We start from the raw sequence: 23,534 nt of genomic DNA, 5'->3' as shown, positions 1-23,534 counted from the left end.
GATATGCCTAAAATAGAGAGATGGATAATAGATAAGGTTCTTGATGCGACGAGCATCGTTGAAGTTATAGGCGACTTCGTGGAACTTCGCAAGGCTGGCGTGAACTATACCGGCTGTTGTCCGTTTCATGACGATCACCACGACGGAAACTTTATTGTGCGTCCAGAAGGCGTGAAGTCTGGTGGTGGCACATACCGGTGTTTCGTCTGTGATGCTAAGGGAGGAGCTGTTCAGTTCCTGATGAATCATGAGCACATGACCTTCCCAGATGCTATTCGCTGGCTCGGAAAGAAGTACAACATTGACGTAGATGACGTACCAATTGACTACACTCCACCACTACCACTACCACGTCCAAAACCATTACCTCTGGAAACGCTGAGCATTCCTCGCGATGTAGTTGGGAAGTCAATGCGCTATACCCAGCGTGACCGCTTCTGCAACTGGTTACGCAGTTTGCCTTGGGAAACCAAAGAGGAACGAGACAGAATAGAGAAAACGTTATGGAGATATTGTGTGGGGCATTGGCGAGATGGGCGTGTCATCTTCTGGCAAATTGATGAAAGTGGCAATGTGCGAAGTGGCAAACTGATGAGATATCTACATGATGGCCATCGCGACAAGAAATATAACCCAGGGTGGATGCATAATCAGAAGATTGTTCGTGAGCAAATCGATTTCGAACATACGGAATTTCGCTCTACTCTCTTTGGCATGCATCTCGTCAGCAAATATCCCCAAGCCACCATTCATCTTGTGGAGAGTGAGAAAACGGCGTTGATATGCGCCATTCACTTTGGTGAGATTGAACAGGATTTGTTTCTGGCATGTGGCGGGTTGAAGAATTTAAGGGCTGACACACTACATCCACTCATTGACATGAAGCGCAACATCTGTTTGTGGCCAGACAAAGATGGTATTGAGGAATGGAGAAAACTCCTCGACAAATTCAACTATAACAGAGTGGTGCTTTACACCGACTTCCTGGATCAGAATTGGTGTGAGGAGGATGGTATGAAAGCCGATGCTGCAGATATTATTATACGCAAAATACAAAATGTTGAAGAAGGGTATAGCAATGAAGGAGAATAATAGAAAACAACAGTCAATGAAGCATCTAATTGACAACAGTTATCTACCTCTTGATGTGTTGCATACAATACAAAAAGATTGTAAGTTGCTGGAACTCTCTCATATGTTTCCACATTGGTTTCAGAGACGCATACTGGAGATAAAACAGGTGTTTAACGTAAATCTCCTTGGGCCGAGATGTCATAAGGAACACAATTCTGGTATCTATATTCGTGTTTTCATGGATGATTTCCATCAGGTAGTTTTATGCTTCCACAAATATCACTATCGTTTTATAGATGTACAAGTTTCTGTAAGAACGTATAAAAGCTTAAAAACTATTATTGAAGATTTAAAAGTACAATCCCATATTTCCATTATTAATGGAATGGATTTTTGTGTTGATTTGCCAAAAGAATTCTTCAATAACTGTCCTATTGGGGATAATGATATCATTAGGAATGAAGCTCTTCCTGAATTAAATAAAGAATCGAATGATTATTGTATAGATTCATATATTGGACATGTTGGGATTGTATGTAATAGACATTACGTACATGGAGGATGGAATATAATGATATATCCAGATGAAATAACTACATCAGCATTGTCCTTTATTAAAGAAGCCCGATCTCGTATTGACAATCTTTTGGAGGTGCTCCACAAGAATAATGTTCACACTTCCTCAGATGTAGCTATTGGAGTTCTGCCACTTGACAAAGAAGAAATGATTAAGTATAAGAGGAATATAGATATTTGAAAATAATTTGAAAACAAAGTGATTATGGAAACGATTGTGATAAAAACGGGATTCTCCGCAATTGATATAGTAACGGGAGGACTGAAATCTTCAGAAATGATAGTGATTGCAGGACAAGGTAGAACAGGAAAAACCTCGTTGGCACTATCTATAGCAAAAAACGTTGCCGTTGACGAGAAAATCCCTTGTTCATTCTTCTCCATGGAGATGAGCAATGTAAAACTGGTGAATCGGCTAATTTCCAGTGTATGTGATATTGATGGGGACAAAATCCTGAATGGCAAACTTAACCATGATGAATGGGAGAAACTCGATGAGCATATTTCTCGATTGACGGCTTCACCTCTATATATTGATGATAAGCCTGCTATTACAATTGATGAACTCAGAGACAGAATGCGTAAATTATCATCAGAGCATGGAGTGAAACTCTTTATCATCGACAGCCTTCAACTTATTGACTGCTATAAGCACAATCGTGCGGATGAATTATTTGTATGCATGAGATCTTTGAGAGAATTAGCTGATGAACTTCGAGCTACTATTATCACTACGGCCATGTTAGGATCTGGCACAGAAGAAAAGCATCGTTATCCCATAATGTCAGACCATCAGGAATTCATGACGATTAATGATTTTTCTGACTATTCCGTATTCTTATATCGTCCAGACCACTATCAAGTTCAGACTATCGAGAAGAATGAACAAGGAATTTGCTTCGGTCTTCTTACTATTGCGAAACGTGGCTTTGAACAGATGGGAGAAGGCATCTTGAGATATGATACAGAAAGGAATGTTTATGTTCATTTGAAACATTCTCTTTACAATAAAGCGCTGCGGATGGTTACAGCTATGGATGAGATTTGCAAACGAAGTAAGACTATACTGCTCCTACAAGGCTCTGGACTAATGGACAATATTTCTGATAGCTTAAAGGCTTGTTTTCCTCATGACAATGTTATTGTGCCACATATCGAGTGTAATCCAGATGAAGATTTGCCATATATAAGACTTTTGTGTCAGGGACATCATCCTGATTTGATTATTGGTGTAGAATTGGGTGCAATGTATGCAATTACGCTGCATGAATATCACCGTATTTGTATCAATCCCAGCTCTTGGAATGTATTAAGAGGTATTATGAACGTTATGGCTCTCGAAAACCTGGACAAGCATCTGTTTGATAATCTTTCAGAAGAAAGTCGTAGAAAGTGTTGGGGGTTCTTTATAAGTGAGATTCCATATAACTTTTTGAGGGGAAGCTTCATTCCTCAGTTCTTCCCTAACGTAATTGATATTCCTCGTAATGGTAGAGATAATAGCGTAATTCTCCAAGATGTCATTCTACCTTTTGCTAAAATGCTGCTTGACGAGGAGCAAACAGACGAATGGGGTGTGACCTACAGCAATTATGGTCGCATATTGAAGAAGGTCGATCCTTTGCTCTTCACATGTGAGGAGTATTCCATCCCTGAAGGAGTGGAAATTATGGAGGATTCCTTCTGGCTGCCAGAGGCGAAACTTAAGAAGATCGAATTGCCCAGTACACTGCGTGAGATGGATGTTAACACATTTATTCGCTGTCCAATAGAAGAAATTGAATTGCCAGAAGGTATAACCGAGGTGCCTGAATTTATGTGTGAGAGTTGCAGGAAACTGAAAAAAGTAATTCTGCCTTCATCTGTAAAAGAAATAAAAGGCGGTGCCTTTAACTGCTGCAGCCAACTCGAAAAGATAAATCTGCCTGAAAGTATTGAGTCAATAGAAGATGGCGTTTTCCGCTATACAGAAGTGCTTAGATATCTAAAACTGCCTTCACAAATAGACTATATAAGTCCTGAGTTGTTTTATTGCAGCGGTATAAAAGAGATTGACATCCACGAAAATATTACCAACATTGGTCATTGGGCTTTCTGGGGGTGTAATCATTTAAAGCGTCTTGTAATTCCTGATACAGTAAAAAGTATTGACTATGGTATAGTAAGTGCACACGAAGGTTTTGAAGGCGTTGTCTGTCATGCAGAAGGATACCATGTGGAGAATGACGCGCTGATTGACGATAAGAACCAAGAGCTGCTGTGTTGCTGGACTCAGCAGAAAAACTATGTTGTATCAGAAGATGTCAAGCGTATTGCCGACTTCGGTGGTAATCCATTTGTTGAAACAATAACTGTAAACCAGTATGTAGAGCTGACCTCTGCTGATACTTTCGCTTCCGATATTAATCTTAGAAGAATTGATTTCCAAGGTGGAGTTACGGGAGTTACTTCTCAAACATTTTGGAATTGTCCCAAACTAGAAAAATGAATAATATAGGAATTATCAAAGTTATAGACATAACAGGAAAAATGGATAATTATGTTACGTTGGAGGAGTTTATGAAGAAGACGGAGTATAAGTTTAGTTGTGATTTTAACATGGCTGGCAAAGGTGTTGTTAGTTCTGATAAGGTTAGGGTTTACTATCGATTCTGGGGGCAACTGGGGCCTGCCAAAATCAAACTCGACTGGAATGATGATGATGCCATGCCCTTTGTGTATTATCTTGACCAGAAAGGGAGAATACAATTCGGTTCTTCAGATGAAAGGCATCCAGACCTCTTTAATAAAATGGAACGTTGCCGCTTTAGTTACCCCCATATATATTATAAGGGAAGGTTATGGTCAAAACGAAAGATGATAGTCTTCGATCAGTTCTCGGATAGTAATAAAGAAGAAATGTATGGTCAATTTCGGGAATTCCTTGACATTATAGAACATTATGTGGAAGACATTCATGCGTACAAACTTGTTTTCCCCAAAGCAGAGGGTTGGAGTGACGTTTATATGAACACTATCAAAGATGTTTTTGATATGTGTCTGGATGAATCTACGCGTCTATATATGAAAAGGCATTCACCTGTTGGAGGGAAGTGGAGAAAACTTAAACGTCCACCCAAATCTACTTCAGATACTGAAGGAACGTAAAAGCGTCATCAGGGAGTTTATATTCCAATTTCCCGTTGTCGCGAAGTTCCATCAGGAGTCGACCTAAGAGGTTTGGACCGACATAGTTGTCACCTTGTTGTTTGACACCCCAGGTGTCTGGAGTCTTTTTGGGGAAGGATGTCTGGTCTTCGACAATGTATTTACCTTTAGAGCGCTCCAGTTCCTTACGGAAATCCTCACTTTGTTCGTACTTCTTTGTAAGACAGAACTTCATGGCATCAACGATGATCTTACCCCAGTCTTCTCGACGGTGGGTCTTTTCCCAATGCTTGGTGGTCATCTTGGGATTATTAGCACTGAAGACTGCCTTCACTGGCTCTTCGTCTTTGAATTTCATAAGCTGGAACAACAGCTCTGAAGTTTTGAACGTCACATTATTAATAACAATAGGTGTGGGAGCGAAATTTCCCAAAATACCCCAAAACTCTTTCACCTTACGGATGGCAACACACTCAGAAACAGGGTACGTCTCTATGGAATAATATTCAGGATAGAATTCCTGAATAAATGGGGCTATACTGTAGAAGTTCATACTATCTAGATTTTAGAAACTGTCAAACGGAATTTCTTTTGGGGAACCTTCTACGAGCTGGAACTTCTTCGGGTCAAGCTCCACCTTGTCGATGCGAACAATGCGAATCTTGTCAATGTTCAAGACAACTCTATTTGTCAAGCCATCAGGGTTAGTCTGTGCCTGTGGCCATGCAAAATATTCAAGACCTATCTCGCTGAAGAATTTAGCAGCAGCCTTTTCTGAATCGAGGTCTGCACTACCAATGAGTTTCTTTACAGTACCCTCTTTACCTGTAAGTCGATTACCAACATATTTACGGAAATACTTGCCAACAGTAGTTGCTTCAGCAGGAATCTGCTCGCCAAGAACCTTTTCAGTACGTCCAATGATAGATGGATGAACAGGGCGACAGGAGAACAGATAGTTATCTTCTGTCATATCGGGAATCTCAAGGGTATAAACATAATAGTCTTTGTTCTCTGGACGCTTCTTATTGTAAGCATAGTGCGCAGCAGATGTATATGACTCTGTGACATAAGTACCAAAACCAAATTTCGCCTTGCCATCGCCTTCCAAAGCATGGGCAATATCAAACTTCTTGAAAAGCACTGATGTGCCATGATAAAATATTTCCATATAACAAGCCATTAAAATTGATGCAAATATACGAAAAAAATCGATTATAAGTATAATAAAGAGCAACTTTTGATTATTTTTCGTACTTTTGCGTCATCAAACTATTTAATTGCATGATTGAAGTTATTAAATCCCCGACGCCAGTGACTGAGAAAACTCAGTGGACTGTATTTCTGGCAGGCCCGATGAATGGCGCACCATCTTGGCAGGCTCAGGCTCCCAAGGTGGCTGCAAAGGTTGGTATTGATGACATTACATTCCTGAATCCCCGTAAGACAGATCGATTTGTGACGGGTACCTATCAGGTGAACTGGGAAACCTTTGGCCTGCGCATGTGCGACGTGATTTTATTCTGGATTCCGCCTCAGGCCCGTCCTATGAAGCCTTGGCGTTATTATGCCATCACCACCAGATTGGAGATGGCAGAGAATCTGGCGCGTGGGCATAGGGTAATCATCGGTATTGATCCCGAGTTCAAGAATGAGAATGGTGATGACATGGCTGGTATTCATCATCTGCGGCGTATGGCAAAGTACTATGGAGTAGAAAATATCCATACTTCACTCGAAGGTTGCATGACGGAACTAAAGGCATGGATGGAACGTCCTCGTAAGGAGGAAGAGAAAGCTCACCATATGCCAGGTCCGGCATTTGAGCCGATGGATAAGTTGAGCAGGATGATTAAACCAAGTACGAGTCGCAACGAGACACTGATGGAACACTGGAACCAGACCGTTGCTCCTGGCGATACGGTATTTGTGGAGGGGGATTTCGGAGCCGATGAATGGAAACCATTCCTCAACGGGAAGATAGAAATAATAACAAAATAGGTATTCAGCGGAATATCATACTATCATTATTATGGGAACGTCGTAACTATTCCAATCATCTGTGAGTTGTCCAGATTTATCGGATAGGAAAGACTAAACCTTCCTTTATATGTCTACGGACGGTGCAGTCGTTGAGACTCCACCGTCCTTTATTTATTACCAATTCCATACATCTTTCATATGTCCCCAAGCACACTGACTACATTTATATCCACCTGAACTGAACGGGCCACTATGACTGGAAAGACATGATGGGCAAATACGATACCCACAGGAATCACAAACGAACCAATGTCCTTTATCTGACATTGTTCTATGACAACATTGACATGTAACCAACATAAGCTATTGAGTTTTAATTATCCAAACACTTCTTTAAATGCATTATAGTTTTGACCATGGGAGTTATGATCCTCGATGATGGCAAAATGAATCTCACGGAAAAGTCCCTGGAACTCTGGCTCTTCAAAGACCTGCTTGAACAGTTGAGCCATGTGCTTGGGTGGATTGGCAAAAGCTCCGCAACCAAAAGCCCCAAGCACTAGTCTGCGCTGGCCGTTATTGTATGCAATTCGTAAGATGGTACGAATAAGGTTGAGAGTTGAGGGAATGAAATTATCCGGTATGGTTGTTCTACCATTCATAAACCTTCTTATATTAATTGCTGCGACAGCTACAAAATTCACCTGCCAAGGGTTATCTAACAATGCATAGCCGTTTGCTTCGGTATCGCGGAAAACTGTAACACCATGAGAGTACACGCCACCATAATTCCTTTTCAATGGATAAGAGTGATGTGGATTGTGGGGGATTCCATATTCCTTCTCGCAATCAAACATTGCAGGATCTGCATATTGGAAAAGGAAACGGAAATAATCTGAGCAACGGAAAAGGTATTCTTCCTGTGCGCCAGCACCACCATATACTCCACCTCCAGGATTCTTGGGACTGGCCATATTGAGTACACAAAGGTCGTCTGTATAATCTTGATCAAAGAGAGTCTTGGCATATGCCAAACAATCTTGATTGACAACTTTGTACTCTGTAGTATATTTGTGCTCTACATTTTTCAACGAGATCTCCTTTTCACAAAAGACATTATCTCGAAGTGTCTTTCCATTATGGAGGTTGTCAAATCGTATAGTTATTCCAGAAGGAGCCTTATAACCACCTTTAGTTACTATTTCCAAAGTCGACTGGAAGACTTTGGCTCTTACAGGGCGAGTGCCACCCTGTACCATTTTGGATGGCTCAAACTCTGCGAGCCATGCCTTTGCATCCCATGAGGGGTAATTGTCTGTTGTCATATTTCTACTTTTTGTTTGCAAAACTACAAATAATAAATCAAAATACCAAGAATTAGCTCGTAAAAGAGGTGATAACATCCTCATAAGAGGTCAGTTCTGTAACCAATTCAATTTTTCCCATTTCGTTGAGCGAAAATGCTGCACGACAGTCAAGACATGCAAGGTCTTCTGTGATAATCGGCCCATCAAACTGCATAGTGTGCCCAACAATCTGGTAAATACCAAATAAGGGATTCGAGACGAGCAATTCTTCAACATCAGCCCATACCATACTACCGCTGGGATAATCACCCCAACGCATTTCACCTACTTGTGCCAAAGATTCCAGACCCTCATTGGAATGAAGAAGGCGATTCAAATGCCTTGCGTCCGGTTTCCTAATCAGTTCCACATTCCGCTTAAGCCAGCTCTGCGTGATACCTGCGTGCGAAAACAGATAGTGTTTATTGCCCCAATCTGTTTCCCATGCTAGTTGAAAACAACTATGATATTTTGAGAATAAACGCTGAAGGGAAACGGCAGAAACAGGATCATACCTGACACCACCGGCAAGTTCATAATAATACTCAGAATAGTAATGAAGGTCATGATTACCCAACAGCAAAACGACTTTTTCAGGGTTCTGCTGCTTGAAGGCTATGATGGATTTGAAGTTCTTAAGAGCCTCACGATTCGTAATGTCCTCCATTTCATAGGGATCAGTGTAGTCTCCAAGAAACACAATTTTCTCGTAGTCACCAGATCTCAAGGCCGACTTCCAAAAAGTACGGCCATGAACATCTGGAATAATCAGTATTTTCTTATTCATTATCTTATGCAAACAATTCAACCTAAGTGCCTGAGAAGAAATCTTGACTTGCTGCTTTTGCGCATCTTGTCCAGACCACGCTCACGGATCTGACGGACACGTTCACGGGTAAGTCCCATATCGTAGCCAATATCGTCGAGTGCCCTCTCTTGACATCCAATGCCAAAACTTTGGATGACAATAGTTCTTTCCCTATCATTGAGGACGGTACACAACACTTGCATCAGGTCGCTACACATGGAGTCATGGTCAACCTTTCGGTCAGTTGCATACTCTGAGGAGGACGACATCATATCAGCTACCGTTGTTCCCTCATCTTCAGAAATGGGAGCATCAATACTGGCAACATGTGCTTCACCTTGAATGGCCTTTTCAATCTTGTCAATTTCCAAAGAAATAATGTCACTCAACTCCTCTGCAGACGGGTAACGTTGCTGTTTCTGAATAAATTCATTCGTGGCATTCTTGATCTTGTTGCTGATGGCAATCTGACTCTGGGGCCTGCGTACCATATTGCTGTACTCTGCGATGGCCTGAAGGATGCTTTGACGAATCCACCAGATGGCATAGGAGATAAACTTGAAACCACGTGTTTCATCAAACTTATTAGCAGCTGTTATAAGTCCAATATTTCCTTCACTAATCAGGTCTGTAAGGGAAACACCTTGGTTCTGATATTGTTTAGCAACAGATACCACAAAGCGCAAATTGGCTTTAACAAGCTTGTCTTTGGCAATTTCACCTTTCTTTCCTCCCGCATGAATGGCTTGGGCAAGTAATACTTCTTCTTCAGTTGACACCAAAGGAACACGACTAATCTCAGAAAGGTACTTGTCGAGTGACTGCTCAGAACGAGGGGTAATGCTTTTGTTAATCTTCAGTTGTCTCATATTTCTACTATCTTATACTTTTTGGGTTGCAAAGTTACTATAATATAAACACACATGCCTCCATTATATACGTATAGCGATAAGGATTGGGAGAAAAGCGAGAATTAACTCGCAAGTTTCCTCCTCAAGTCCCTTATTCTTGATTCAAATCCTTTACAATGAACAGAATCTGGTAATCTCAAATAATAATAGTCATAGTGATGCATAAATTCATGAAGAAGTGTATTGATGAAGGTTCTGATGTCACATGGAACCATATAGTGACGATTGTTCCAAAGGGTAATTCCTTCTTTAACTCCTTGATATAATCCCATACATGTGAATCCAAATTTGGGGTCGTATGTCGTATTAAAGACAAATATTGGGCAACGTGGAATTCCATATTTGTCACAAAGGTAGTTCAAAAGTTCTTGCGCAGCTTTTTTCCTTGGTTCAACTTTACTCCCACTATGAAGGAGATTCTGGTACTCCTCATGTGAGAAATCTGAGTAATCGACAGTTTGATACTTGTTACTTTTCTTAATGTTTCTAATACTTGCCATATTGATGTTACTTTTAATTTTATGGCAAAGATAATTAATAGTATTTGTATTACCTGTTTTGTTATATGTATAACAGAAATGTAAATAATTGAAGAGTATATGTTATACCTATAACTCCAGACCATATACATATTTTTTGTCTTATCTTTGCCACAGAAATCCGAGGACTCACCAAGGATAGTAATTAAAAAGAATATAAACATGAGTGTAAAGAGTGCGACAATCGTGGTGAACAAGCCAAAGGCTACAGTGAAGAATCTCCAGTTCGTTAAGAAACTGGATAATATTATTGATGATATAGAGAAAGCAGAAGAGAATGATGAGGTGATAGAGGGAAATCGTCGTTCTTCCTATGACTTAGTGATGATTCGATCCCAATACATTGACCGTTACGACTGGTATGACACCATTTTTGAGAAAAATGGAAAATATGGCACAAAGGATGCGACTGGTAAGGTACTCTTGCCCGCGAAGTATGACGGTATAGGTGAACTTTGTCACAAAATATATTGCGGAAACATTCCTCGGGTTGCAAAACTGAACGGAAAGGCAGGACTGGTAAAGCCAGATGGTAGTGGCGAGGCACTGACTCCTTTTGTCTACGACTCCATCTCATATATGCTCATAGAACCTTATTACACTGTCAAGAAAGACGGTAAACTTGGGATTATAGGCAAGGATGGACATGTAATTGCCCCTTGTATGCTTGATGAAATAACGCATGCTAACGGACGATGTCTTGTGATTAGGTCAGGTAACAAGTACGGCCTTCTTGACAGAACATGTAATGACCTCTATATTGCTCCTCAATATGACAAGGTTGAATTTGTTGATATGGAGCAGCCCTGCACTGTCACAAAAGACGATGTGGAAGGTGTCATCAACGAATCAGGTGATTTTATGACATGCGAGGAAGCCATCGACTATGAGGGGTATCTCGTTGGGGAGTACAATCCAGATACATTTTTTAAAGACTGAGATATGATAAGAGGCAAGAAAATAAGAAAGCCACTACGCAAACTTAAAATACAGGAAAAGGCAGAGATGGAACAGGAACTGACTCCTGACTTTATTGATGAGAATGAAGAACTAACCATGTTGTCAGCAGTGGATCTCATTGTAACCCTTGCTGAGGATTCGGAGCTGAGTTCTTTATTCTTTGAGAAGGCAGATCGTTTTATTACCTTCCTTTCAGAACGTCAGGGCATCACTAAGATACAGGCTGTGCTACTGGCTCTTTTCGCGGAGTCGAGTGCCTCAGGCAATAAGTCCGACTTCGCGGATGTCGCTCGATACCTTGATTGTAACAGCGTACAAGTGCTACAGTATAAAGGAGAGGTGGATGACTTGGTAAGGAAAGGTATGCTTCGCATGATAAGAAATAACATGAATGGAAGTTATGACTATGCCGTGACCCAATCATTTCTGGAAAGCCTCGCTAAGAATGAGCCGTTCCAACGTAAGTCATACAAGAATGCCTCTGGAATTCAGTTCTTCCAGCATTTTTATGATATCACCCATCTGCGCCATGAGGATGAACTCTCTTCAGAACTGATGTTTGAAGAGATAGAACGGCTGATGGATGAAAATCCGGATCTTTCATATGTAAAGGCTCTACGTAATATTGGCATGTCAGCAGAAAGTGAGGCTGTAGTTACTCACATGTGTCGTCATCTGGTATTATGCGGAACAGTTAATATCCCTATGAGTCATCTTGTCTTCTTGTTTGATGCACAGCATCAGAAGTATAATTTTGACAGAGCCATGTCCGAAGGAAGGCACTTTCTGGTTAGGGAAGGTTGGGTAGAAAACGCTTTTTCTGAAGGTTTCAAAGATAAAGACGAATATCAATTGACAGCCAAAGCACGTGAAACACTCCTTCAAGAGTTTGACATCAAGCAGCCAGAGAACAAAGGTTGTGACGTGGTGCGGAGCGATAGTATAGTAGCCAAAGAGCTGTTCTTTAATGACGAGGTCATGCACCAACTTGAAGGACTGGCTGAGTTGCTTGATGAGGGGCATTATATGAGTATATGTAACCGCCTGAAGGAAAAAGGACGGCGTCAGGGCTTTGCCTGTCTGTTCTATGGCGAACCTGGCACAGGAAAGACTGAGAGTGTGCTCCAGATGGCTAAAAAGACTGGCCGTGATATCATGCAGGTGAATATCTCGCAGGTGAAGAGTATGTGGGTAGGCGAGAGCGAGAAGAATATCAAGGCTATTTTTGACCGCTATCGTGCTGTCGCTAAGAATTCCAAGAAAGTTCCTATCCTTCTCTTCAATGAGGCAGATGCTGTCATCGGTAAACGAAAGGAGGGTGCTGAGCGTTCTGTTGACAAGATGGAGAACTCCATTCAGAACATCATTCTACAAGAGATGGAAACGCTGGACGGTATTATGATCGCAACGACAAACTTGGTACAGAACATGGATGATGCCTTTGAGCGACGCTTCCTCTACAAGGTAAAATTTGAGAAACCCGAATTGGCTCAGCGCACCAAAATATGGCAGTCTATGCTACCGGAACTCTCTGAAAAGACCGCTGATAAACTGGCCTCTGCCTATGATTTTAGCGGAGGACAGATTGAGAATATTACCCGTAAGTGTGATATAGAGAGCATTCTTTATGGGAATGATTATGTGACCGATGAGAAAATTGAGCAATACTGCCGCGAAGAGAAAATTGTGAAGAAAGGCGGAGCACATATAGGTTTTATATAAAGAAGGAGCAAAATGATTACATTTAGAAAAGTTAGAGAAGATGATTTGGAACTCAACTCCAAAATAGAGGAGCTGAACATAAAGGTGTTCCCTTCGGCAGAAACAACTGCGAATCTTCACTTCCTTGCAGGGTTATATAATGGCGCATCAGTGGACTTTGTTGCAGTTGAGGATAATAGTGTGTTTGTTGGCTATACTTATGTGATAAACTTCTTTCAAGGTTCTTTCATCTATTATCTCGCCATTGAGCCTGACTTTCAGGATAAGGGCTACGGAACAGCATTATTGAAGTATCTACGGGAGATTCAAGGCAATCGCCCCATAGCTCTGACCATCTTTACACCTCACCCGGACAATGATGACTATGAGGAATGTCTCAGAAGAAAGTGGTTTTATGTCAGAAACGGCTATGTAGATCAGAAGATACCATATCCAGATGAAGATTATCATCGATACGATATTCATATGAACGGTTATGGAATCGGTTATATTGAACTGATGGCCATGCTTAATAAGGTCAATATGTTTATTAATTCACTTATTTGCAATGGAAGGTATAATTTATAGAAACCTATATGATGAGGATGGAGCTATCATATCCCTTGACGGAAAGACTCTTTTAAAGGTTCCAGATGTTTCACGATATCGAGTCCCAGAAGGTGTTGAGGAAATTGATAATAAGGCTTTTAAGGATCGACCCAATCTTAAAGAAATTGATATCCCTTATACTGTTGAATGGTATACGGATTATCCTATGAGCAATGATGCCATGCGTTATGCTCCAAAGGGCTTGAAGGTGAATTACTGGAATTGGCCTTATCCGGAGAACTGTGTTCGTAGTGATGAACTGGAGGAGGAAATTGCCAATGGCTTTGTTGATGAGTTCGGGGCAGTGTATAGTAAAGACGGGAAATGTCTGCTAAAATGTGCAGATGTTAAGAACTACAAGATTAGGGAGGGTACAGAAACAGTTGAGAAACTGGCTTTTGTCGGTTGTGACAAACTTGAATGCCTTTACATACCATATACCTGCCCGGAGGAGTCATTTGATGCTATTCTAGGTGGTTCAGACACGGTAGGGGCAATCTGTTTCTGGGACAAACCGTATGTCCCAGAGGAATTGGATCCCAATGAATCATGGTCTGATGATGAGGTGATCATTGATGATAAAGACGTGGTCTATACAATTGACAGAAAGCGTCTGCTTTATGCCCGTAAAGGTTTTACAGATAATGAATATTTCGTTCCAGAAGGGACATTGACCATCTGTGACCAGGCATTTTTGTTTCATGAGGGTTACTTGATTTTGTCTGTCCCTGCTTCTATAAAGGTAATCGGTGACGATATATTTGGGAAAGATGGTGGTAAGATCATTATTCGGGATGAATAGAGTATTGTATTATTGTAATAAATTTAATTTAGGTATTGACTGTAACCTCGAACAAATAGATGTCAAGAAATATATTCTCGACATCTATTCCGATAGATACATGCTTAACGATGTAATCCTTTCTTCCGATTTCTGGCCACCTGCAGGGATGCATAAAGCAGACAACGGCGGGCAAAAGAGTCCTCATCTTCACCTGGCTTACGGCCATCCCATCGCAAGTCAGAAGAATCTCCGCCACCACCTCCTGAAGAGTAATTCGGATCATTAATGATGTTATTGGCAAGTGCAAGAACAGCACTACGAAGATTTGGCGTACTAAACTGATCAAGGAGCGTGTAAAGTTGAGAATTCAATTCTTGATTCTCTGCAGACAAGTGCTGGTTGTCGGCACGAAGATGGTGTAGCTCACTATAGTCATAAATGACGTTTTTTTGAGCCTCTTCTATCTGTCGGTTGGCTTCAGTTTGGTATGTGGCAGCCATCTTTTGAACAGTATCTTTGAAGGCCTCTTTAATCATTTCGTTCTGCTTTGCAACCCAACTGTCAGCCCCAAATGTAGGCGGTTTTGATGTGATTTTTGGTATGGTGTATGACCCTCCAACGCTTTGTATAGGCTTTCTGATGGTGTATGCTTTCTTCACGTCAGCAGACATTGCATCCAGTTCTTCTTGCTTATGGAATAGCTCTTTTTCTACAGAAATCAGTTTCTGATTCTTGTCGTTGATTTTCTGTTTTACTTCTTCCAAATCTCTTTCAATGGCAGCTTTTCTTTCCTCAATCTGCTTGGCATTACCTTTTTTCATCATCAACTCCCACTTAAGATTATCGCTTTCTCGATTCAAGTTAGCCCTTTCTTTTTCCAGATTGGAGATCATGGTCTGAAGCCCTTTGATGGCTTTCTCTTTCTCCTTGATTTCCTTGTTAAGTTTCCGAATATATTCTGTTTTGTTCAGATGTTTAACATCACGACCACGCACACTGTCACCTCTCTCCAAGCCATATTTCTTGCCGACTTCTTCATAAAGAGAGGTGTGCATATCCCTAAGGATCTTACCATATTCGTAGATGTTTTTGCCAAATTTTGCAGACCACATGACGCATGGATGCTTGTCTTTTCCACGTTCTCCAACAGGGACAATCAGGGCATGGATGTGGGGTGAAGTCTCGTCCAAATGAACTTGGAAACCAATGATATTTTCTTGCCCATATCGTTTAGCACACCATGAATAAACGTCCAATGCCCAGTGCTCGATTTCTTCACAACGCTGAAGGTGGCTGTTGTCTGCCTCTTTGTCCAAGTTAACTTCTTGGCTGCCAAAAGCCATCTCCAATGTCCTGTCATGGTCTCCGCCAAAGATGAATTTTGCACAGCAATTCGGTTGGATTTTGCTGTCTTTTTTGAATGGGTGCCACCCTAATTTTGTTAGCCTTTTCTCTAATCTTTTGTCGAGATTTTGCTTATGATAACCTAGTGGATGCACCTTCCTGTCTTCACCGATTTCGAAGTTTAAATGCATCCTCGTCTTGTCATAATGATTGGTTGGAACCAGGTTTTTCGTATCTATTTTCTGGTCATCCCAACGTCTTTCATTCTCATTTGCCTCTGCTGAACCAAACGATTTTCCTGGCTCAACATGCATGGCTTGTTTCTGTTCTATATCCATTTTAATTCTATTGTTTTTGTTTGTGAGCTTGCTCTTTTTTACACACTTGGGACTGGCTCCCAAGGGACTTTCGACCTATAGGGTGAAAAGTCCTTATTGTGTTATGGACTTTTTTGAGTCCTATGTAGAGCAAGCTCTTTCTATTCGACTATTTCAAGTTGGAATATATCAATGAGCAGTTGAACTGCAGGATTGTTTCTGATCATCTGTTGGAGTATCATCTGTGCCGTCTCTTCCATCAACAAAAAGTCTGCAATATCCAAACCGCCATTGCACTGCTCTTCGGTCGCGCATTTTTCGAGAACATCACTAACACAGATGCTCTTGCAAATCGGCTTAAGCAATTCTGCTTTATTGTGCCACTCATTCGAAGCACCGAGGTCAGGCATTAGAATAACGTCTCTATTTCTCAGAACTTGCATCGCATCAGAGTTGAAACAACCGTTCATGCCACCCGTTGCCAACCAAAGGAAATCTGGCATGAAGTGTGAGGCTATGATTGCAGTCTTCTCACTCTCAACCAACATGACCTTCTTATCAGTGTGCTCAGAAAGCAGATGTTCGCCAAAGAGACACTGCTTCAGATGATAGCCTTCTGTCTTCATAACGGCATGAACCCAGGTGACATAACTTTGTGGCTCCTTGATGCGATGACCATTCTGAGGATTGTAGTTCATAATCTTTCCTGTTCGGACACGCCCAGTAGAATCAATCTGCCAGAAGATAGTCGAGCCTTCCCATTTCTTTGAGGTTCCCACCTTATAAAGTTTAAAGAGTCTGCCTGTCTCTTTCTGCCCAATGGTTCCACATAGGAAACGATGGAGTGGGTTGATATCATAGTGTGTCAATGTCTGCTCCATTATCTCTGATGGGATAAATGAAGGTTGAACAGGCGTTGCAACGGCTTTCTTGATATGGTCGCCAGGACTGAAACAGTCATCGGACTCAGGCTTTAAGTCAGGGTGGTCATGAAAATACTCTTTCGGAGTATAGTGATATCCACAACGGTTGACATGATCACATTTGCCGACAGAATCTGGGAAGATAATCTTGCCTTCTTCGTCAATGTACTTCACGAAGCATTTCTTCATTCCGCATTCAGGACAGGACAGTTTGTTGCCTTGCTTATATTTTTGGAGATGAAATCTATATTCACTCATAGCTATCCAATTATTTGTTGGTTGCACTTTGCACTTTTTGCACTATCGTCTGAAGAGCCGCATATACTCTCTTGGTCAGCACTTTTGTCGGAAAGTGCAAAAGTGCAAAGTGCATTCGTATTTGCAGGTTCTTTTTTCTCATATACGCCATGTCTTACCTTGATGATAACAGGATGCTGTAAACTACACAAGTTATCAAGCGCATAGTAGACGGAACGTCTAGACATACCCATCCGCTTACCAATCTCCAATGCTTCTTTTGAAGTGAATTGGTGGTTGAGGTATGCCAGCCAGTCGTCAGTACCTGTTTCCAGATTTCCAGAAACGATTATGTCCTGAATACGTTGGTAGGTGTTTTCGTAATAGTCAATCATGCGGATTGCACTCTTTACGGAATCAAGATCAACACATAGCATGTTTCCTTCACCTGCAGCCCATTTCATGATTTGGAAAACCAAAGCCAGTCGGGCAGCATTTCCATCGAGTTTCATTCGTCTACTGTCCATCATCAAATCGTCTTGTATGCTGTTAGCTTCATCAACGAAACGGTTATGCCAATCAAAGAAATATTTCTCAGCCTCGTCATTCATTCTTAGAACGTTTGGCTTGATGCTATGGTCAGTATTATCAATAGGGCAGGGGAGATCCATTATTCTATTGACAATAGTTGCCCACATGGATTGAATGTCAGGACGTGTCTCCTCATGATTGCTCCTGACCCATTTTGAGATCATCCTATTTTCAGGATAAACGAACAAGAACCTATCAAGTAAACCATTTCCTTTGTAGGACTTACAAAACACTTCAGATAGTAAGTCGGTCTGTAGAGAGCCAATCAAATTGATGCATGGATTGTTGATAAGGATAGGAATGGATTCTGATTTTCTTATTGTCTTCAAGGTTTGACCACTATATGCAGATAATAAGTCCTCGATGAGGTTGTTCTTATTACTATATCGTTTAACCGAATTGAACAATGCAAGAATCTCATCGGCAACAATGACAATTCCACGAGGATTGTTGTAATGAACCCTCATCATGGCTTCTGGAGTCAAATCAGAAACAACAGTCGTGATAAGATTTGGCTCGTCAATCATTTCCGAATAGCAATCTTCCCCTTTGCAATTCCTTCTTTCTGCCAGTTCTTTTCTGTAGGTATCATATTCCTCTTTGTACTTCTGATAGTTCACCCTGTCGCGTTCACGAATTGGCTTATAAAGGAAGTTGAGTGGAGGCGTCTTGCCAAGTCCTGGCCTTCCAATAAGCATCATGTAGATTGACGGACTAATCTCCCAGCTTCCTTTTACGAGGATATGACAAGCATTTCCTATAGCAGTTGCTATAACTGAAAGGATGATTGCTACAACATATTCGATGTTGAAGTTCTCATAATGAGCTAACAAAAAAATAATGTTCTGAATCTGTTGAGGGAACACTTCCAACGGCAGACTCGTTTTGGAAACATGATCCGCTTCTGCGCGGACCATGTTTGTAATCTTTAATAACATCTCACTCATAACTTGAAGATTTTAGGTTTACGTTTTTGTGAATCCATGATAGAGGCATTAAACTCTTCTGCGCTCATCGCTGCATCAGAATTAGTACGTCCTCCCTCAAGCCAGTGAATAAGCTCATCCTTGAAAAGAATATACTTCTTTCCTCTTCGGATGCCAGGGATATTGCCATGTTCTAAATTGTAGTACATGGTAGACTTCTTCATCCTGAGAAATTCGCAGGCTTCATCAATGGTCATTGGAATATGTCCATTTCCATCACCATGATTCCTTTTACTACCTAATTCGTCTTTAAGCCCATTGAGAGCCTTTTCAAGTCCTTCAACCTTGTCGAGAACTTGCGACATTACCTTTGGCAAGTCGTTGAAACTTATTTCTTCCATGTTCGAAAAAATTTAATAAACGCTTGCAAAGGAACTGAATGGCAGGTCGATTATCAATATAATCTTAGAAAAATCATAGAAGTCTTGAACTAATTATTATTATGCAACTTTCTCTTCAATTTGGTTATCATCTTTATTGATGAGGTCATTTAAATCAATTTTGCATGACCCTTGCTTCTTAAGGTTATTCTTAACTGTAAGAAGTGTTACCGTTTGAAGGTTTTGGGGGAAACATGCTTTAATGAAAATAGCTCTGCTTTTTCCATTCCATCCGAAACACTGACCAATATTCCACGCTAAGTGAAATAGGTCAATCGACGCCAATTGTTTGTCGGGAATATTGCTATGTTGGTGAATGGTTTCTATTTCAGAGATGAAATCGTTATATTCGTTGATGTCTATATCTTGATTTGCGCTATACCGCCCTGCATCTTCTTTAAACTTTTCATTGAGTTCATTTTGTATATTATGCCATTTTTGAACATTAGTCATAAGCGTATTCACGTCTTTGTACTCCATGTGTTTAGCCAAAGTACTTCTAACATAGTTACCACATATTTCTAATCGATTTCGGTATAATTGAGCGTAACTCATTTTTAGGTCGTTAAGGGCTTTTTCATATAGATTATATCCAGGCTCTTCATCAGCAGGCAATACTCCAGAATAATTGCTGTCCGTAGTGTGTTGAGCCATAACTGTATTTGCAACTTTAGGCATTTTCGGTTCTTGGCTTACCTGAACATGCTCTTTGTCTTTAGGCTTTTCTGTTTTTTCTAGCTCTTGTTTTGTAGGAATATCAATCACAGCTTCTACATCCTCCATTGTTTTTTTAGGAGCAATCGGTTTGTCAACGATTTCGTGCTCATTTTCCTTTCTTTCTATGTCACTATCTTTTTGTGGGTTGATACATTCATTCATTATAGTTGAGCTTGCTTCATTCAAAGGTTTTAATAAAGGAATATCAACAGCAAGTGGTCCCAGCATAAATTTCTTAAAATCAAGTTTGCAGACTACGAATAGGATATAAAATACGAGTACAATTTCTGTGATGTACTTAATCATATCCCAAATAATAGGAATATACACGGCCATTTGATTTCGCCAAATGGCATAATCACCACTGTCGTATACCGTGTGTAGATGAATGAAGGTGCCTATTGCCACCCATTTTAATACATTTCTTAAATTTTTAAACATTTTGTTATCCTGTTTTTGTTTTCGGGCGGCAAAAATAATAAGTTTCTTAGAAACTAAAAGGAAATATTAGAAAAACTTCAGAATTTAACATTTCAAAGCCCGACAATATGTTAAATATTTAGGATTGTTCATGTTTTTTCCTAATCTTCCATATTGTCGGGCTACTTTTTTATTCGAAGTCAATCAATTTAATTGTAACATTGGAATCTTTTATGTCCTCTGATTGTTTATCCGTAGACACTACAGGATTATCAGCCTTTTCAAATATCTTTTCAGAGATCAATTCTGCAGCGGCTTTCAACTGTGGATCTGCATGTTTAGCATAAATCTGAGTTGTTGAGATGCTTTGATGAGCAAGGATATGTTGTACAGTCTGAATATTAACTCCCAGTTCTACCATTCTAGAAGCTACGGTGTGACGAAGTCCATGGAATGTGACATGTTTGGTTATTCCAGCTTGTTTAAACCACTTCTTCATGGGATAATTGGTCATGTAGGGTTTAAATCCTTTGAATACAAGGCCTTTCCCTCTTGGCCCAATAAACTCCATTAGTTTGTCAGAGATAAAGATAAATCCCTCACTTCCAGTCTTCTGAGTAGCCATATCAAGATATTGAGAATCATCAGACGTTGCACAGATTTTCTCCCATTCAAGTCGCAGGATATCGCTGCGACGCAATCCTGTAAGACAATCGAAGATGACCGCTTTCTTCAATACCTCTATTTCGCATGGCGTTTCTATCAACTTTTGGATTTCATCAAGTGACAGTGTCTCCTTGTCTGTTGGAACCGTCTTAATCTTTTCGAGGTAATCATTGGGATTCTCTTTGATGAACTTGTTTCTATAGGCAATATTCAAGAATGCACGGAATGTTGCCCAATAGCCTGCTGCAGAATTCTGCTTGAGAGGGTGTCCAGTCCCTAAACTTTTGGCATTCATCAGATAGTCTCGGAATCTGTTGCAAAGGTCATAATCAACTTCCTCAAAGGTGCATTTGCCGCCAACAAACTTCTCAAAATGAGCATAGACAAAATCCCATTTCTCGTTTTTGTTTCTTGCAATAGTCTTGAAGTATGCCAGAAAATCGCCTTTCATCTTTGTCTTGTCAAAGAAGTCATAGCGTTCGTTTACGATTGATTCAAAGCGTCGGCATCGTATAGCCTCGGCTTTCTCAGTCATCAACTTGTTGTACTCCTTCTCTCTATTATTACGCGGGTTCTCATAGATGTAGATTCCAATCGTCTCATGACGGATAGTCTTCATAGAGAGATGGTCGCGGAAACCTGGATAGTAGTCCAAGTAAAAAGACAACATACCATTTTTCATTGTGCGTGTGCGAAGTACAACTGTTTTGCAAATTTGTTTCATAATTATTACTTTTATAATGTTAATATTAAGTGATTTAAAACGCTGCAAAATTCTTGAATTGTAGTCCGATTATCCAGATAATCGCTCGATAATCTGCGAATAATCGTGAATATTTATGATTTTTGTTCATTTTCATCCTGTAAACTACTAAATTCCTTGTCAACAATTGATTTGAGAAATAGAGCTATCTTACCGTCTCGTACCTTCGGAATCTTTCTATAGCGGACAATGCTATATACCTTTTCACGGGTAACATGATATTTCTCCATAATTTCTTCAACCTTGTAATATTCACCTGCATACTTTGAACCAGGGTTTTTGGCAAAGTCCATATGTAATTTAGAATAGTAGATTACACCATATTCCTTCTTGGTTGGTATTTTGTGTCGATGACTGAACCTGTTTCGTTGGTCTGATGTGATGTTGAAGATTTGCTCTACCTCATCTGATGTGTACCATTCTGTAATTCCTTCTGGTGAGTTATATTTGCTAAAGACATCCGCCACGGCCTTTTCGTCATAAAAAAGCAGTCCGCACTTGTATACTCTGGGGATTTGCTTCTTTCGTGTTAGATAATGAACCCACTCAACTGTCAGTTTATATTTCTCAGAGATTTGCTCGGCATTGAGATATCCTTCTATTTTACCAAAGTTCATGTTTGGAGTTATATCATCTTCGTTGTAAGGCATAGGCTCAGGGGCTTGATCAACAGCAATACCTTTAACAATTTCTTCAAACCCATTATCTTTCTTGGCTTGTTTATCTTTCTCTTGATACTTTGCGATTGATTTCTGAATACCCATTCGTTCATTGAATACTTCGTCAAAATTAGCGCGGTTTATCAAAGAGAATCTTCCTTTCTTTATGCTGTCGATTTTGTATCGGTGCAAACAGTATTTAACTTGCGTCTTGGTTATGCCATATTTTTCCATTATTTCTCTTGAAGTATAATAAAGTGAATCGATAGACTGCACTTTGGACTTGATACTGTCAATATATTCTTTTGAATAATAGACAGTACGTTGTCTATTTATCCTTGGAACTTTATGTCTTCTGGCAAAAACAAGCACGGCAGCATGTGTCATGTGATATTTCGCCATGACTTGATCAGGTGTGTAGTACTCTTCTGGGTCGAATTCTTCTATGAGCTCGTCAAAATGCTTCTCTATATCGGTTCGTGGGAAAAAAGTATTTCGACCTTCGTAGATTTTGGGGATGTTAAATCGATCACATCTTCGCCATACCGTTTTGCGACTAATCTTGTATTTCTCAACGATTTCTCCCATGGTATAATATTCGCTGACAGGTTGCCATCTCTTTTTGGCTTTGTTATGCTTGTATTCAAAAGCTTCGTCGAATAATTTGTCAATATCCTTGCGTCTTATCAGGGTCTTCCCTTTGAACTGCCTACATTTGATTTCTTCGGACGATAAATATCGATATAATGTAGATCGACTGATTCGGAGGAGCCGGGCAGTCTCGGTAGGAGTTAGAAACTCTGCACTTTTCAAGTCTGCTGTAGCATTATGGTAGTCCACTTCTTGCCTCAATTCCAATTTTTGATTGATCTCTTTTTTTCTGGTTCTTGCTTTCCATGCTAAATTGACACATCTCTTGCTGCAGTAACGTGATTCTACTGTGTGAGCGACGTAATACTTGCCACACAAAAGACATTTTTTCTTATATTCCATTTGACTAAATTTTGTTTATACATTTTACTTTTACTACTCTAATTCTGTATCATTGTGTCCCAACGTGTCTCATGGTGTCTCAATTGGGACAGTCGCGAAC

22 protein-coding genes are annotated in these 23,534 nt (G+C 40.3%); 9 read left to right on the top strand and 13 right to left on the bottom strand.

Annotation, left to right across the window (positions count from 1 at the left end):
* Nucleotides 1–3: 3 nt before the first annotated feature.
* From BM257_RS05930 to BM257_RS05915, 4 genes are read left to right on the top strand one after another with little or no spacing between them, the layout of a single operon-like run.
* Nucleotides 4–1,092, top strand: coding sequence for a DUF6371 domain-containing protein (locus tag BM257_RS05930; protein WP_092069675.1), 1,089 nt, complete (start codon nt 4–6; stop codon nt 1,090–1,092).
* The gene (locus BM257_RS05925) at nt 1,058–1,831 is read left to right on the top strand and encodes a hypothetical protein (RefSeq protein ID WP_143096772.1); all 774 of its coding nucleotides are present in this window, start codon (nt 1,058–1,060) and stop codon (nt 1,829–1,831) included. The genes BM257_RS05930 and BM257_RS05925 overlap by 35 nt, the downstream gene beginning before the upstream one ends.
* A gap of 24 nt (nt 1,832–1,855) precedes the next feature.
* Nucleotides 1,856–4,138 (top strand): DnaB-like helicase C-terminal domain-containing protein, encoded by a 2,283-nt coding sequence (locus BM257_RS05920; RefSeq protein WP_092069670.1) that lies wholly within the window; start codon nt 1,856–1,858, stop codon nt 4,136–4,138.
* A complete protein-coding gene (locus BM257_RS05915; RefSeq protein WP_092069667.1) occupies nt 4,135–4,797 on the top strand; it encodes a hypothetical protein in 663 nt (220 codons plus the stop codon). The genes BM257_RS05920 and BM257_RS05915 overlap by 4 nt, the downstream gene beginning before the upstream one ends.
* Here BM257_RS05915 and BM257_RS05910 read toward each other — a convergent pair.
* Entirely contained in the window at nt 4,772–5,350 is a 579-nt protein-coding gene (locus BM257_RS05910; RefSeq protein WP_092069664.1) for an NADAR family protein, read from the bottom strand. The two genes, BM257_RS05915 and BM257_RS05910, sit on opposite strands and share 26 nt — an antisense overlap.
* Nucleotides 5,351–5,362: 12 nt before the next feature.
* A complete protein-coding gene (locus BM257_RS05905) occupies nt 5,363–5,968 on the bottom strand; it encodes a hypothetical protein (RefSeq protein WP_143096771.1) in 606 nt (201 codons plus the stop codon).
* A 143-nt stretch (nt 5,969–6,111) separates the two neighbouring features.
* On the opposite strand from BM257_RS05905, the gene BM257_RS05900 reads away from it, so the two are divergent.
* Entirely contained in the window at nt 6,112–6,798 is a 687-nt protein-coding gene (locus tag BM257_RS05900) for a nucleoside 2-deoxyribosyltransferase domain-containing protein (RefSeq protein WP_177216030.1), read from the top strand.
* 359 nt (nt 6,799–7,157) lie between these two features.
* On the opposite strand, the gene BM257_RS05895 is transcribed toward BM257_RS05900, so the two are convergent.
* The 4 genes from BM257_RS05895 to BM257_RS14530 form a co-directional block, all read right to left on the bottom strand.
* On the bottom strand, nt 7,158–8,105 hold the full coding sequence (locus BM257_RS05895) for a TIGR02452 family protein (protein ID WP_177216029.1): 948 nt from the start codon (nt 8,103–8,105) through the stop codon (nt 7,158–7,160).
* A 52-nt stretch (nt 8,106–8,157) separates the two neighbouring features.
* Entirely contained in the window at nt 8,158–8,913 is a 756-nt protein-coding gene (locus BM257_RS05890; RefSeq protein ID WP_092069652.1) for a metallophosphoesterase, read from the bottom strand.
* A gap of 17 nt (nt 8,914–8,930) precedes the next feature.
* Nucleotides 8,931–9,803: a sigma-70 family RNA polymerase sigma factor gene (locus BM257_RS05885; RefSeq protein ID WP_092069649.1), complete on the bottom strand. Its 873-nt coding sequence runs from the start codon at nt 9,801–9,803 to the stop codon at nt 8,931–8,933.
* 104 nt (nt 9,804–9,907) lie between these two features.
* Entirely contained in the window at nt 9,908–10,345 is a 438-nt protein-coding gene (locus BM257_RS14530; protein ID WP_143096770.1) for a hypothetical protein, read from the bottom strand.
* Between the two features lie 201 nt (nt 10,346–10,546).
* On the opposite strand from BM257_RS14530, the gene BM257_RS05875 reads away from it, so the two are divergent.
* From BM257_RS05875 to BM257_RS05860, 4 genes are read left to right on the top strand one after another with little or no spacing between them, the layout of a single operon-like run.
* On the top strand, nt 10,547–11,323 hold the full coding sequence (locus BM257_RS05875) for a WG repeat-containing protein (RefSeq protein WP_092069643.1): 777 nt from the start codon (nt 10,547–10,549) through the stop codon (nt 11,321–11,323).
* 3 nt (nt 11,324–11,326) lie between these two features.
* Nucleotides 11,327–13,066: an ATP-binding protein gene (locus BM257_RS05870; protein WP_092069640.1), complete on the top strand. Its 1,740-nt coding sequence runs from the start codon at nt 11,327–11,329 to the stop codon at nt 13,064–13,066.
* A 12-nt stretch (nt 13,067–13,078) separates the two neighbouring features.
* Nucleotides 13,079–13,633, top strand: a complete 555-nt coding sequence (locus BM257_RS05865) for a GNAT family N-acetyltransferase (RefSeq protein ID WP_092069637.1) — start codon at nt 13,079–13,081, stop codon at nt 13,631–13,633.
* Complete coding sequence (locus BM257_RS05860; protein ID WP_092069634.1) at nt 13,614–14,456, top strand: leucine-rich repeat protein; 843 nt, start codon at nt 13,614–13,616, stop codon at nt 14,454–14,456. Before BM257_RS05865 ends, BM257_RS05860 begins: the two co-directional genes overlap by 20 nt.
* 104 nt (nt 14,457–14,560) lie before the next feature.
* Here the strand turns inward: BM257_RS05860 and mobV are convergent, their stop codons facing one another.
* The 7 genes from mobV to BM257_RS05825 all read right to left on the bottom strand — a co-directional run bounded on the left by mobV (nt 14,561) and on the right by BM257_RS05825 (nt 23,434).
* Nucleotides 14,561–16,120: a MobV family relaxase gene (mobV, locus tag BM257_RS05855; protein ID WP_092069958.1), complete on the bottom strand. Its 1,560-nt coding sequence runs from the start codon at nt 16,118–16,120 to the stop codon at nt 14,561–14,563.
* A gap of 140 nt (nt 16,121–16,260) precedes the next feature.
* Nucleotides 16,261–17,280 (bottom strand): DUF6371 domain-containing protein, encoded by a 1,020-nt coding sequence (locus BM257_RS05850; protein WP_092069631.1) that lies wholly within the window; start codon nt 17,278–17,280, stop codon nt 16,261–16,263.
* Between the two features lie 2 nt (nt 17,281–17,282).
* Nucleotides 17,283–18,797 carry a DUF3987 domain-containing protein gene (locus BM257_RS05845; RefSeq protein WP_255405581.1) on the bottom strand — a complete coding sequence of 505 codons (1,515 nt, stop codon included), beginning with the start codon at nt 18,795–18,797 and terminating at the stop codon, nt 17,283–17,285.
* Nucleotides 18,794–19,177 carry a helix-turn-helix domain-containing protein gene (locus BM257_RS05840; RefSeq protein ID WP_092069628.1) on the bottom strand — a complete coding sequence of 128 codons (384 nt, stop codon included), beginning with the start codon at nt 19,175–19,177 and terminating at the stop codon, nt 18,794–18,796. Before BM257_RS05840 ends, BM257_RS05845 begins: the two co-directional genes overlap by 4 nt.
* A 99-nt stretch (nt 19,178–19,276) precedes the next feature.
* The gene (locus tag BM257_RS05835) at nt 19,277–20,374 is read right to left on the bottom strand and encodes a hypothetical protein (protein WP_092069625.1); all 1,098 of its coding nucleotides are present in this window, start codon (nt 20,372–20,374) and stop codon (nt 19,277–19,279) included.
* A 169-nt stretch (nt 20,375–20,543) separates the two neighbouring features.
* Complete coding sequence (locus BM257_RS05830) at nt 20,544–21,743, bottom strand: tyrosine-type recombinase/integrase (RefSeq protein WP_092069622.1); 1,200 nt, start codon at nt 21,741–21,743, stop codon at nt 20,544–20,546.
* Nucleotides 21,744–21,856: 113 nt separating this feature from the next.
* On the bottom strand, nt 21,857–23,434 hold the full coding sequence (locus BM257_RS05825) for a helix-turn-helix domain-containing protein (protein WP_092069619.1): 1,578 nt from the start codon (nt 23,432–23,434) through the stop codon (nt 21,857–21,859).
* Nucleotides 23,435–23,534 lie beyond the last annotated feature (100 nt).

This window comes from Prevotella sp. tf2-5, from assembly GCF_900115435.1.
Lineage (GTDB): Bacteria > Bacteroidota > Bacteroidia > Bacteroidales > Bacteroidaceae > Prevotella.
The sequence above is the reverse complement of the archived record's forward strand: the minus strand, read 5'-3'. Positions and strand labels throughout refer to the sequence as shown.